This is a genomic window from Shewanella sp. SR43-8, from assembly GCF_014163775.1.
GTDB lineage: Bacteria > Pseudomonadota > Gammaproteobacteria > Enterobacterales > Shewanellaceae > Shewanella > Shewanella vesiculosa.
The window spans coordinates 148,341-161,543 of sequence record NZ_JACJDX010000003.1 but is presented as its reverse complement, the minus strand read 5'-3'; the positions used below and the strand labels follow the sequence as shown (position 1 = coordinate 161,543).

Below are 13,203 nucleotides of genomic sequence, written 5' to 3'. Positions count from 1 at the left end.
TATATTAGATTACGCTCTTACTCCAATTTTAGTGGGCGGTTAGCCTTCATTGGGGTGCTATTTTTCACCCTATTTTCTACTGCTGCCTCTGCGGCACAATCGGTAATGATCACAGTCACTAAGGGCTTTGGTTTAAGTCTATATGCTTCTGATTTAGGTGATATTAAACAATTAACTGTCGGCGATGAAGGTACTCTTTTTGTCGGTTCGCAAAAAAGTGGCACCGTGTATGCACTAGTTGATAGTGACCAAAATGGCCAAGTGGATAAACGTTATTTGATTGCCAGAGGTTTGGACTATCCGGAAGCATTAGCCTTTCATGATGGTGCGCTTTATGTCACAGAAGACGATCGCATTATTCGCTTTGAAGAAATTGAATCTCGTTTGCGCCGTCCGAGCCGTGCGCGTGAAGTGTATGCGAATTTGCCAAGCTTAGATAAAAAGTATTCTCGCTCAATGCATTTTGGACCCGATGGACGTTTATATATATCCATTGGTTCGCCATGCAATGTGTGTGAAGCCGCTTCACCCTTTGGCAGTATTTTGGCGATTAATGTCGATACCGGAGCCAGTGAACAAATTGCTTCTGGTCTTCGCAGTGTTATTGGTTTTGATTGGTCACCCGATACCAACAAATTATGGTTTGCCGATTTAGGTCGAGATTGGATGGGTGATAATCTTCCTGCTGATGAGATAAACCGTTTAGACGTTAAAGGCAGCCATTTTGGTTTTCCTTATTTACATGGCTCAGATGTAGTTGAACCCGCCTATGACAAGCCGGAAAATTTAAATATCACCTTGCCAGTATTTGAATTACCCGCTCACGTAGCGGCAACCGGATTAAGTTTTTACCGCGGCAAGCAATTCCCTCCGCGCTATCGTAATCAGCTGTTTGTTGCTGAAAATGGTTCGTGGAATCGGTCAAGTAAAGTCGGTTATCAAATTGTGATGCTTGATATTACAGATGGCAAAGTCAGTAAACGTGAAACCGTGGTGAGTTTTTTGGATGGAGAATTTCCGGTGGCACGTCCATTTGATGTAATTAATGCGCCCGATGGTGCCATGTACATTTCAGATGATCTAAAAGGTAATATTTACCGCTTGTTTTATAACGCACCCGAACAATCACAGGAAATGAAATAATGAGTGATGCGATTGAATTAAGCCTTGATGGTGTAGAGCAGATGCCGCTGAGGCGCTTTACTGAAGGGGCTTATTTAAATTATTCCATGTACGTGATTATGGATCGCGCCTTGCCGCATATTGGTGATGGTCTCAAGCCTGTACAGCGTCGTATTATTTATGCGATGAGCGAATTAGGATTATCAGCGCAATCTAAACACAAAAAATCAGCCCGTACTGTGGGTGACGTTTTAGGTAAGTATCATCCCCATGGTGATAGTGCGTGTTACGAAGCAATGGTGTTAATGGCTCAGCCATTTTCGTATCGATATCCATTGGTTGATGGTCAAGGTAACTGGGGTGCGCCAGATGACCCTAAGTCATTTGCTGCAATGCGTTATACCGAAGCCAGATTATCAAAGTTTTCTGAAGTATTATTGTCGGAGTTAGGTCAAGGTACTGTCGAATGGGGGGCTAACTTTGATGGCACCATGAAAGAGCCATTAACCTTACCAGCTCGATTACCGCATATATTATTAAATGGTATTACCGGTATTGCTGTGGGCATGGCAACCGATATTCCGCCGCACAACGTGCGCGAATTAGTCGCAGCTTGTATTGAGCTTATCGATAACCCTAAAACCGAATTAGCACGGTTAATGGAGTTAGTCCCTGGTCCTGATTATCCAACCGAAGCTGAAATTATCACTCCTAGAGCGGATATTGAGCGGATTTATGACACGGGCCGTGGTTCAATTAGAGCGCGTGCGGTTTACAGTGAAGAGCAGGGCGAGATTGTCATTACTTCATTGCCGCATCAAGCCAGTAGTGGCAAGATTTTAGAACAAATCGCTAATCAAATGCAGGCGAAAAAGTTGCCTATGGTGTCTGATTTGCGTGATGAGTCTGATCATGAAAACCCAGTGCGATTAATTATTGTACCGCGTTCAAATCGTGTCGACTGCGATCAGTTAATGACCCATTTATTTGCGACTACGGATCTGGAGAAAAGCTTCCGAGTTAACTTAAATGTGTTGGGGCTCGATGGCCGTCCTAAAGTGAAAGGGTTAAAAACGCTGTTAACGGAATGGTTAGAGTTCCGTATTACCACAGTTACCCGCCGCTTACAGTATCGTCTCGATAAAGTATTAGCGCGCTTGCACATTTTAGAAGCGTTAATGATTGCGTTTTTAAACATTGACGAAGTGATCGAGATTATTCGTTTTAACGATGAACCTAAAGCTGAGCTGATGTCTCGCTTTAGCTTGTCAGATAAACAAGCCGAATCAATTTTAGAATTAAAGTTACGCCATTTAGCCAAGCTTGAAGAATTTAAAATCACTGCAGAGCAAAACGAACTGGCAGCAGAACGCGATAAGTTAGAGTTATTGCTAAGCTCAGATCGTCGTTTAAAAACCTTAGTGAAAAAAGAGTTAGTTCAAGATGGTGAGACTTATGGTGACAATCGTCGTTCACCAATTATTGAGCGTATTGATGCCAAAGCACTAACTGAACAGGAGTTAACCCCAGCAGAGTCAGTCACTGTTGTCTTGTCTGATAAAGGCTGGGTACGTTGTGCTAAAGGCCATGACGTCGATGTAGAAGGTTTATCGTATAAGTCTGGCGACAGTTACCTGTGTAGTGTGATGGGTAAGAGTAATCAAGCGGCGGTATTTATTGATTCTACCGGTCGCGCATTTGCTACCGACAGTCATACGTTGCCGTCAGCCCGTAGCCAAGGAGAACCGATTACGACGCGCTTTAATATGGCACCGAGTGCGACAATGCGGCATGTATTGATGGGCGAGGATGAACAATTTTTCTTATTAGCAAGTGATGCCGGTTACGGCTTTATTTGCGCCTATCCAGATTTAGTCAGTCGTAATAAGGCCGGTAAGGCACTGCTAAGCCTGCCATCAAATGCGTGCGTTATGCAGCCAAAGTTAATTAATAAATCTGGCGATCAATCTTTGTTAGCGATTACCTCTGAAGGTCGGATGCTGATGTTTAGCTTGGATGCTTTACCGCAGTTATCAAAAGGTAAAGGCAATAAAATTATTGGTATTCCTAGCGATCGTGCTAAAAATCGCGAAGAGTTACTCTTGCATCTTGATGTAGTACCACATGATAAGGCTGTGACCTTATGGGCTGGTAAGCGCAAGCTAACCTTGAAGCCAAGTGATTTAGAGCATTATCGTGGTGAGCGTGGCCGTCGCGGGGCTAAATTACCACGAGGATTACAGCGCGTAGACAGTGTTGAAGTCGAGATGGGACCGCTTGACGAGAGTGCTCAAGACGATAATCTGGGCATATAAGCTTAATCGGGGATGAAAGCATTAAGCCGCTCCCCGGTTAATAAATTACCCCGTTTAAGCATAAAAAAAATGCTGCTCATATGAGCAGCATTTTTTTATACAAAAGTGGACGGGGGATTAGGCCACTTCATAAAAATTAGGTTCGTACTCTAGTTGAGTCTGAATAATTTGAGTTGCCATACGGGCACATTTGCCACATTGGTCTGCAACGCCAAGACGTTTCTTTACGTCAGCCAGTGAACTGTCACCTAAGCTAACGGCAGCTTTAATTTGAGTATCTGTAATGGCATGACAAAGACAAACGTACATAGAGAAAGCCTCTTCATTCAAAATGGACCAGGGCTAAGAAAGTAATCTAATTCTAAATGAAAACAGTTATCATTGGCAATAACTTTTTTCACAAAGAATGATTATTTTTAATACAGTTTGATCTGCTTCACTTTTTTATCAAAATGGCACGCTGTGATGAGATATTGAGATGGCATGAGAAAAATATGCTTGAATATTAATTAAATCAATTATCTAGGGTTTTGATGATTGTTGCTCAAGGTGTATTAATGTCATTATTAAGTGCGATCAAGTGGCGGGAATTTAAGTTACTTAGTCGAACTGGAATGATGATTTGATCTTTGACTCACAGAGCAAAGATCAAATCATGATAACTCGGCTATTTTTAATAGCCTTGATTAGCGTCGACGATATATTGTAATGGTTTAGATTGCTGCCAAAGACAATAATTTTCGGTGAATATTTGTACCACTTGTTGAGGAAAGCTTGGTGCAGCAATATGTGGTGTAATGGTGACGTTATCGCAATGCCACAGGGGATGATTAGCTGGTAAAGGCTCTTGCTCGAATACATCGACAATCGCGCGTCGCTGAGGGCATAGTGTTAACTCAGTTTGCAACGCTGCCAAATCAATTGCGTTGCCTCGGCCAATATTAAATAGCATGGCATCTGGTTTTAATAAACACAGATTAGCAGCATTTAATACATGTGTGGTGTGTGGGGTATTGGGCAATACACTCACAATCACATCAGCGGCAGGTATGTAATCTGCTAATTTATCTATGGTATCGATACGATCAAAGTCATTAACGAGCGCGCCTTGGCGATTGAGGCCGCTGACAATCATACCGAAATGATGAGCGGTTCGAGCAAGGTGTTGAGCGATAGAACCTGTACCAAGTATCAGCAGTTGTAATCCTTGTAAAGTGCGGTATTGAGCTGGCTGCCAAAGTTGCTGATGTTGCTGTTGAGTATACTGGGCGTGCTGTCGATAATGGCTTAATAGGTAACCAAAAACATATTCACTCATTAATGGGCCAAATACACCGCGAATATTAGTAAGTAAATAATCATGTGGTAACGAAGGCTTCATCAAGGCATCGACACCTGCAAAAGTAGATTGTATCCATTTAAGTTTAGTTGCATGCGGCAGCATAGCAGCCGCTAAATGGGGTTCAGCTAACCAAATATCTGCCTGATGAATGTTATCTGAAATACTGTTATCAGGGCGATCACCAATGTGATCTGTTATGTCTTCGACAATCTCTAGATCGAATAATGATTGTTGTGCCAGCAATTGCCGATATTTATCATTCTCTCTGGTGAGCAATAATAGTTTATGTGCCACATTCCCCCCGTTAGCATGCATTGAAGAACAGCTTACTTACTCAAACCATCCAGTGTAATCCATTGTTATCGGCATCATGGTTGCTGCAATGGCTTTGTCTGGGTAATTACTGAAAACACCATCTACTCCCATGGCTTTTAACGCTTGAATATCATTTGGGTTATCCACGGTATAAACAAACACTTTGCCACCACGCTGGTGGGCATCATCAACAATGGCTTGACTAACAAAACTCAGATCTAGGTTGATCGAGTAGGCATTGAGAGTGGTCATTATTTTCGCCAAGTCGAGCGGGATCCCGCCGAGTAATGGCGCGATAATCGCGTGTGGAAAGGCGTGTTTTATCGCCGCTAAATACGGGTGATTAAATGATGAGATTAATAGCTGCTCTGGAGCATACTTCAACTGTTTAAGGAGTTGAGGATATAAGGCAATAAAGGGTTGTACGCAGCCAACACCTTTTAATTCGATGTTAACACTGCACAAGCCATTGCTTTTAACACTGACTCGTTCGAGAACTTGCCATAGGGTGGGAATAGCTTGCCCGCTAACGGTAAACTGAGCCAGTGCTGCTTTTGTTGTTAAGTGGATAAGCCCAGTTCCGGTTGATTTGCCCTCTAAGCGGCGATCATGGAACACGACTAATTCTCCCTCAACGCAATGCACATCTAATTCAATGGCTTTGGCACCCAAGTCGAGTGCTTTATCCATCGCAACTAAGGTGTTTTCAGGTTCATAACCGCTAGCGCCGCGGTGAGCAAAAACGAGCATAGCACTCCTTAATCAATAGCTAGCTTAGCCTTTGTATAATCCAGTAGATTCTTTAGGGGTATGATTAATATGAACTTCCATTTGTGGGTAGGCAAGTTCAACATTGTTTTCTTTGAGCTTTTTATTAATTAGTTTATGCAGGCTATGGCGTAGCGGCCACCGAGCCGACATGTCTTTAGCATAAGAGCGAATTTCGTAATCTTGAGTGTGCTGACCAAAACCGGCAAACCATACTTCTGGTTCTGGCATGGTTAGCGATAATTCACATTCTCGAACCGCTTGATGCAGTAGCATTTCCACTTTGGTTGGGTCGGCATCACGAGATACCGATACCGTGACGATGACGCGAGTTATCGGGTTGGATAGCGACCAGTTAACCAGTTGTTCAGTAATAAAGGCTTTGTTGGGCACAATAATTTCTTTGTGATCCCAGTCGACAATCGTGGTGGCTCGGATTTGAATTTTACTGACCGTTCCAGATAGGTCGCGGATCGTGACGGTATCGCCAATTCGAATGGGTTTTTCAAATAGGATGATCAAACCAGAAATAAAGTTAGCAAAAATTTCTTGCAGGCCAAAACCTAAACCCACTGATAATGCGGCAACTAGCCACTGTAATTTAGACCACTCCATTCCAAGAGTTGAAAAGCCAAACAGTATGCCAAAAAATACCACCAAATAACTGCTCACAGTGGTAATGGCAAAGCCGGTACCTGGCGATAAATCTAATCTTTGCAATAACGTCAGTTCCATTAATCCTGGGAGGTTTTTAGCAATCACCACCGAGAAGCCCACTAACATAATGCCGAATGAAATTGATTTTAATGTGATTGGTACTTGCTGCTCAATACCATTCACATTGCTGTTGGTGGTCCATAAGGTGATGCCATCTAAAAATGAGAATACTGCGGTATGAGTCTGCGACAAAATACCCAATAAACTGGCAAAAAAGGCTAAAAATAAAATCGATCGCACTAAGCCGAGCGACTGACTGGAGATGGTTTCTAAATCAACAATTGGTTCTTCATAGGTTTCTATTGGCTCATTGTTTTGCAACTCGCCTCTTTCACGTTGCGCAAGTCGCTCTGCACGTTTGGCTTTAGCGCGATCGAATGCGATTAAACGGCGCTCAATCAGCATCCAGCGTTTAATGAGCTGGTAAGTTAGTAAAAAGCCTAAGCCTAATAATACTGATATTTGCAGTTGTAACAGAAGCTGGAAAGCCGTGAAGTAGTAGCCGACCGCAGCCAAGATGGCGCTAAAAATAGGCGTAACAATCAAGATGGCCCATAGGGCTTTTTGAATGATCGCCATATTCGTCGCGCTAGGCTTATTTTGGCGATATTGGCCAATCAATAACATGACATCTTTGTACAGGAGAAACAGAACAACACAGAAAACGATAAACGCCCCACGGCCAAGACTGTTACGTACTAATGAAGTATCTAATGCTTCAGTGAAGCCCATTAAGCCAATTAAGGGTGCGGAAATGATCACAAATGAAGCCAAGGTTTGCTGCGCTTGTTTGATTATTTTTTTCGGCCGTCTGAAGTGGCTGATTAAAATACCTTTTTCTACCGTTAATAAGAAAAAGAATTGATAAATCAAATAACTGACACCAATAGCTAAAATACCGACTCCCACGGCATGAACCATGTTTTGCTCAGAACGGGAGAAAATAAAACCGGCCACAATAACCGGTAAAGGCTTTATTAAGGCATACACTAAGCTGATGATGAGGGTTTTGATGGTGTATTTAAATTTATCTTGCGTCACGTTACCAACAAATACCGCATAGCGACTAATTGCGGTATTAAACTTAGGGGTAAGCATGTCATGTGCCATCAAGCAGCATAATAATAAAATGCCCCACCAAGCCCAATAATTGCTGTTTTCAGACCATGATTGTTGTAACGCTTGCCACTGGCTAGGTTGCAGTAACCATACACTACTGTGACTTAAATCGATGAGCCACAATGGACCAATGCTGGGGGCATTAGGTACCCAAAATAAATGTTCGTTAAGGGTGTTTTTTAATGTGTTATGCAGTTGGTTTAGCTGCTCATAACCAATACGTAACTTGGCAAACTCAGCTAAATATTGATCATAACTTTGTAATAGTTGATCTATGAGTACTTGCTGTGACTGTAAGAGTTTTATCTGGGTTTCATTAAACATTTCACTGTCATCAAGTTGTTGACTGTTTAATGCTTGATGTTGCTCTAATTGATAGCGCTCCAGCCGTGCATCAGCTAATTCTGTTTGCAGTTTGTCTAGGTTGGGCGGTTTAGGTAATGATTGCAGCATTTGCAAAAAACGGTCGCCAAATGCCGAGTTGGTTTTTACCCAAGTAATTTGTTCTAGTACGTTTGAAAGCTGTGCATTTTGAGACTGATAGCGTTTCTCAACCCGCTGTTGCTTCTCTATTGCTGATTTAATATTACTGGTGAGCGTTTGTAATTGTTCAGCATATTGTTGGTTTGATCTACTCAGCTCTTGAGATAAAGGATCGGCTAGCTCTTGGGCATCAACTAAGTTATTGGCTATAGTATCAGCGGTTTTTTGCTGACGAGATTCAATATTGTGTTTGTTGATAAGCTCAATAAAGCTTTCTTGTTGGCTTAATAACAAGCGGTTGAGCTGCTGTTGAAGCTGGGTAATCTCGAGTTGTTTCGGACTCGCTAATCGTTCCGCCTGTAAGGTCGCAATATGCTGAGTGAGCAGTTCGGTTTGAAGCTGGTTCCGTTGGCCTAAAGGTGTCTCAATCGGTACTTGTTGGGTTTTATTGTGCTGAGTTAAGGCATTTTCTGCTTGAACAATTAAATCAGGTAGTTGTCTTTGACGTTGTGAAATAGTTCGTAATTGCTCATTGAGGCTCGACTCAGTCTCTTTTAATTCTGATAAATTGAAATAAGCCATTGAAGCCTGCTGATCCAGATCGATATCATCATCAAGGCTTAATGGGATTTGTGCTTCACGAAGTTGTCCTGCCAATGAGAGCTTGGTTTCACTGTTAGAGCGTTCGATATTGGTATAAGTTTGCTGTTCTATTTGCAGTTTTTCAATACTGCTTTGCAGTTCGGCAATTTGCGATGGTATATCAAGTGGCTGATTTTCGGCTTGGCTATTTAGCCCCAATCGTTTATCAAGGGTTAGGGGAGTGCTAGCAAATACAGAATCTGACAGTGTATTAACTATAAGGAAACACAGGAATAAACACGCTAAACGTAACATAATACTTTGCCCAGATTGGAGTCAGGACATGGTAGCAAATTTGAATGATTATAATCTATATTTTTGATGACTTTAGATCTTTTCAAGCAAAGTTGATTCCACAATAATTATTCACCCGCAAGCGGTATGATGTTTATTGATTGATGAGCCGTGCAATGATGATTGCCATGATGAGCTAAGTATAAAAGGGAATACGTCAGTGGCCAATATAAGCAACTATGCTTTGCTATTTGATTAGGCTCAGGCATCTAAAGCAAGTGTGCTGTAATCGTCTTTTCATCATTATTTAACTAGTGGTTAATGGTGATTATGCGAGGTATTTCTGCAACCCCACAAGGTAAAAAGAAAATGGAGAGAGGCAATAAAATAAAGCCGTACTGCTTAAAAACAGTACGGCTTGATGTAGCGATAACACCAGGATACTGGAGTCAGTATCCTGATAATTATATTGATTATGCTTGAGTCAGTTTAGCAAACGGTTGGCCCATACGCGTGGTTTCACCTGGCTCTACCCCATCGGCAAATGTTTCGATGGCGTCTTGTGCAAATAACATCACCACAGTACTGCCTAATTTAAAGCGACCCATTTCAGCGCCCTTTTCTAACGTAACCGCTTCTGGACCTGTAGTGGGATAATCCCAGCTAAACACTTGTTTGCCACCTGGTGGTGTCACTGTACCCGACCATATCGTTTCAATACTAGCAACAATTGTTGCACCGACTAATACCATTGCAAGTGGACCGGCTTCGGTTTCAAAGATGGCAACTACGCGCTCATTGCGAGCAAACAATCCGGGTACATTTTGCGCAGTCAGTGGGTTAACCGAAAATAAGTCGCCTGGCACGTAAGTCATTTTTGATAATGTGCCAGTGATAGGCATGTGGATGCGATGGTAATCTTTGGGCGCCAGATAAATGGTTGCAAAATCGCCACCGTCAAAACGTGCCGCATCAGATTTATCACCACCTAACAATGCTTCAGAGGTATAAGTGTGCCCTTTGGCTTGAAAAATATTGCCAGCTTCAATTGGTCCACATTGACTCACAGCTCCATCAACCGGATGTGCCATAACGCTGTTGTCTTGGTTTATCGGTCTGAGTTCAGGTTTTAATGCTCGGGTAAAAAATGCATTAAAGGTTTTGTAGGCTTCGGGCTCAGGTTGCTGTGCTTCAGACATATCAATTTTATATTGTTTGATAAACCATTTGATCCCTGCCGTGGTAATCATTCCAGCTTCAGCAGCAGCAAATTTACCGACTAAGCGCGACAGAAAGTGTTTTGGCAACATGTATTGCAAGGCAATTTTAATTGAGTCCAATGTTTTTCCCTTTTTTCTAAGCAGGTTGAACTAGGAATAGTATTCCTAAAGGTTACTGACTCTAGGAGTCTAATTCATCAATTGCACGAAAGTGTCGTGCATGACGTTGTTCATCTAAACTGGCAATAATACGCTGATAATTGCTAAAGCGGTCTTGAGTTATTTTTCCATCAGCTAGTGCTTGTTGTAAAGCACATCCTGGGTCGTCACCATGTTTACAATCACGGAACTTGCAGGTGCCTAAAAATTCTCTAAATTCAATAAAGCACCAACCGACCCTGATAGCGTCTAAATGCCATAAGGCAAATTCACGTATACCGGGTGAATCGATTAAATCCCCACCGCTAACAAAATGGAGTAACTTTGCGGTCGTGGTGGTATGTTGGCCTAAACCTGAGTTATCGGATACATCTCCAATTAATAGTTCAGCTTCTGGCATTAATGCATTGATCAAAGATGATTTGCCAACACCAGACTGACCGGCAAAAACACTGACGCTGTCATTGAGTAATGCTTTGAGGTCTTCAACGCCCTCACCAGTGTGACTACTGACACGGAAAACTTGATAACCAATATTTTGGTAACGCGTTAATGCCGTTTCGATTTCATCACGATTAGTGTCATCCAATAAATCAATTTTATTGAGAATGATGATCGGCGTAATATCTGTGTCTTCTGAAGCCACTAGATATCGATCAATAATTTGGGTGGTAAAGCTAGGTAAAACTGAAGACACAATTAAGATTTGATCGATGTTAGCGGCAATAATTTTGACGCCATCGTATAAATCTGGTCGAGTTAAAGAGGATTTTCGCGGGTGAACGGCGACGACAATACCACCAATACTGGAGCCCGATTGAACTTCAGTCGCGAGTCTTACCACGACCTTATCACCGGTGACTAAACTGGTCACTGCTCGGCGAATATTACAGCGCGAGACCATGCCATCTGTAGTTTCAATATCGGCATGCTGACCGAAACGAGAAATCACCACACCGGCTTGTTCAGGACCTAACAAATTATCCTGTAATTCGGCATGTTGACTATTATCGTCATTACGCTTTAATCGTTTAGTCTGATTGGCGCGCATTCGGCGTAATTGGCCCTGACTTAGGGGTTTCTTTTTACTCACAGGCTTATCTTCATTAAATAGGTGTTTTTTTGTGTATCAAAAAAACAGTATGATACACACTCTTTTATAAAAATGCCTGAATTTAGGCTACAGATAATATAAGGCGGCATAAATGGCTGTTGATGCGAATAATCTAATTTGGGTTGATTTGGAAATGACAGGCTTAGAACCCGCTGTTGATCGAGTCATTGAAATTGCAACTTTAGTGACTGACCAAGACCTCAATATCATTGCTCAAGGCCCTGTTCTAGCCATTTATCAGACAGATGATGTGTTAGCTGGGATGGACGATTGGAACCAAAAACATCATGGAGAGTCAGGATTAATTGAGCGTGTTCGTGCCAGTAAATGTTCTGAACAAGATGCGATAACACAAACGATTGATTTTTTATCTCAGTACGTGCCTAAAGGCGCATCACCAATGTGTGGCAATAGCATTGGTCAAGATCGCCGCTTTTTGAATAAATACATGTTAGAGCTTGAAGAGTATTTTCATTATCGCAACATTGATGTGAGCACCATCAAAGAGTTGGTTCGTCGTTGGAGCCCTGAAACAATGAATGGCTTTAGCAAGAAAAATACTCACCAAGCATTAGAAGATATCAAAGAGTCTATTGCCGAAATGCAGTTTTATCGCAGTGAAGTATTTAAAATTTAAGCAATTGAACAATTTTTTTCAAAAAGGGGGTTGCAGCATAGTAAAATTTACCTATAATGCGGCCTCAACTTTCTACAGAGCGCCAAACTCTGAGGTATAGGAAGTTGTCATGAAATTTGAAAGTATGCGACATTAGTTCAGTTGGCATAGGTTGAAAGACGATACCTTGCTAACTTAATAATGAAGCAACAGTACGCGACATTAGCTCAGTTGGCATAGGTTGAAAGACGATACCTTGCTAACTTTATAATGAAGCAAATAGTACGCGACATTAGCTCAGTTGGTAGAGCGATACCTTGCCAAGGTATAGGTCATCGGTTCGAACCCGATATGTCGCTCCAAATTTCTAGATGAAATTTTTGAAATGCGACATTAGCTCAGTTGAGTTAATCGCAAGAGTCGATACCCATCTTGTTACAAGGTATAGGTCATCGGTTCGAACCTCTCTTTATTTATAAAGAAAGGCCGCTCCAAATTTCAGCATGATTTTGTTGTGCGACATTAGCTCAGTTGGTAGAGCGATACCTTGCCAAGGTATAGGTCATCGGTTCGAACCCGATATGTCGCTCCAAATTTCTAGATGAAATTTTTGAAATGCACATTAGCTCAGTTGAGTTAATCGCAAGAGTCGATACCCATCTTGTTCCAAGGTATAGGTCATCGGTTCAAACCTCTCTTTATTTTCAAAGAAAGGTCGCTGTAAATTCTACATGATTTGAAATGCGACATTAGGTAAGTTGGCATAGGTTGAAAGACGATACCTTGCTAACTTTATAATGAAGCAAACAGTACGCGACATTAGCTCAGTTGGTAGAGCGATACCTTGCCAAGGTATAGGTCATCGGTTCGAACCCGATATGTCGCTCCAAATCACTTCGTCTGTCAAAATTCCTATTTTTAGAAAATGCGATACCTTGCCAAGGTACAGGTCATCGGTTCGAACCCCTCTTTGTTTATAAAGAAAAGTCGCTCCAAATCACTTCCTCTGTTAAAAATCCAATTAATTACTAAAATCC

At 41.9% G+C, this 13,203-nt stretch carries 9 protein-coding genes and 3 tRNA genes; 6 read left to right on the top strand and 6 right to left on the bottom strand.

Features of this window, described 5'->3' with window-relative positions; translation table 11 throughout:
* Nucleotides 1-105 precede the first annotated feature (105 nt).
* Together H5114_RS04890 and parC are read left to right on the top strand one after the other, a co-directional pair.
* Complete coding sequence (locus H5114_RS04890) at nucleotides 106-1,143, top strand: sorbosone dehydrogenase family protein (protein WP_235781984.1); 1,038 nt, start codon at nucleotides 106-108, stop codon at nucleotides 1,141-1,143.
* Nucleotides 1,143-3,437, top strand: a complete 2,295-nt coding sequence (parC, locus tag H5114_RS04885) for a DNA topoisomerase IV subunit A (RefSeq protein WP_182722348.1) — start codon at nucleotides 1,143-1,145, stop codon at nucleotides 3,435-3,437. Before H5114_RS04890 ends, parC begins: the two co-directional genes overlap by 1 nt.
* Nucleotides 3,438-3,554: 117 nt before the next feature.
* Here parC and H5114_RS04880 read toward each other — a convergent pair whose 3' ends face one another.
* The 6 genes from H5114_RS04880 to rsgA form a co-directional block, all read right to left on the bottom strand.
* Complete coding sequence (locus tag H5114_RS04880) at nucleotides 3,555-3,746, bottom strand: bacterioferritin-associated ferredoxin (RefSeq protein WP_124018299.1); 192 nt, start codon at nucleotides 3,744-3,746, stop codon at nucleotides 3,555-3,557.
* Nucleotides 3,747-4,110: 364 nt separating this feature from the next.
* Nucleotides 4,111-5,073, bottom strand: a complete 963-nt coding sequence (locus tag H5114_RS04875) for a D-2-hydroxyacid dehydrogenase (RefSeq protein ID WP_182722347.1) — start codon at nucleotides 5,071-5,073, stop codon at nucleotides 4,111-4,113.
* 36 nt (nucleotides 5,074-5,109) lie between these two features.
* Nucleotides 5,110-5,844: a glycerophosphodiester phosphodiesterase gene (locus H5114_RS04870; protein ID WP_124018301.1), complete on the bottom strand. Its 735-nt coding sequence runs from the start codon at nucleotides 5,842-5,844 to the stop codon at nucleotides 5,110-5,112.
* Between the two features lie 24 nt (nucleotides 5,845-5,868).
* Entirely contained in the window at nucleotides 5,869-9,078 is a 3,210-nt protein-coding gene (locus tag H5114_RS04865; RefSeq protein ID WP_182722346.1) for a mechanosensitive ion channel domain-containing protein, read from the bottom strand.
* A gap of 452 nt (nucleotides 9,079-9,530) precedes the next feature.
* On the bottom strand, nucleotides 9,531-10,397 hold the full coding sequence (gene asd, locus H5114_RS04860; protein ID WP_124018303.1) for an archaetidylserine decarboxylase: 867 nt from the start codon (nucleotides 10,395-10,397) through the stop codon (nucleotides 9,531-9,533).
* 61 nt (nucleotides 10,398-10,458) lie between these two features.
* Complete coding sequence (rsgA, locus tag H5114_RS04855; protein WP_124018304.1) at nucleotides 10,459-11,529, bottom strand: small ribosomal subunit biogenesis GTPase RsgA; 1,071 nt, start codon at nucleotides 11,527-11,529, stop codon at nucleotides 10,459-10,461.
* 112 nt (nucleotides 11,530-11,641) lie between these two features.
* Here rsgA and orn point away from each other — a divergent pair, with 112 nt between their 5' ends.
* The 4 genes from orn (at nucleotide 11,642) to H5114_RS04835 (ending at nucleotide 13,055) form a co-directional block, all read left to right on the top strand.
* Nucleotides 11,642-12,187, top strand: a complete 546-nt coding sequence (orn, locus tag H5114_RS04850; protein WP_124018305.1) for an oligoribonuclease — start codon at nucleotides 11,642-11,644, stop codon at nucleotides 12,185-12,187.
* A 265-nt stretch (nucleotides 12,188-12,452) separates the two neighbouring features.
* Nucleotides 12,453-12,528, top strand: a tRNA-Gly gene (locus H5114_RS04845).
* Nucleotides 12,529-12,682: 154 nt separating this feature from the next.
* A tRNA-Gly gene (locus tag H5114_RS04840) sits at nucleotides 12,683-12,758 on the top strand.
* A gap of 221 nt (nucleotides 12,759-12,979) precedes the next feature.
* Nucleotides 12,980-13,055: transfer RNA gene (locus H5114_RS04835), tRNA-Gly, on the top strand.
* Nucleotides 13,056-13,203 lie beyond the last annotated feature (148 nt).